Raw genomic sequence first — 324 nt, forward strand, 5'->3', positions numbered from 1 at the left:
TCCGATGGCGCGACGTTTGAGGCGGTCCGGAACCAGAGGGCGCTCGGGGATACGACGCCCATCACCAGTGACGATCTGTGGAATCACGTCGCAAAGAAAATGGCGCATAAACCATATAAATCATTGGGCACGGATCTGGTTGCCCGAACCCGCAAGGCCCGGGATGCGAGGATCCGCGAACTGATCGCGCTTGGGCGCATGCAGGAGACGCTGATCAAGTCGGGTCGCCCGTATGGAAGGGAGATTATTCTGGAAACCCAGGCGCGGCAGGCCGAGCGTTTGCATAAGGCGCGTCTGGCCGAGATCGACGCCAGGCTGCAGGTC

General features: G+C 60.8%; 1 pseudogene. It reads left to right on the forward strand.

The features are described 5' to 3' along the window. A pseudogene (locus B7449_RS18005) lies at nt 1–324 on the forward strand (MobF family relaxase); the annotation flags it as partial.

The organism is Komagataeibacter intermedius TF2, assembly GCF_000964425.1.
Taxonomy (GTDB): domain Bacteria; phylum Pseudomonadota; class Alphaproteobacteria; order Acetobacterales; family Acetobacteraceae; genus Komagataeibacter; species Komagataeibacter intermedius.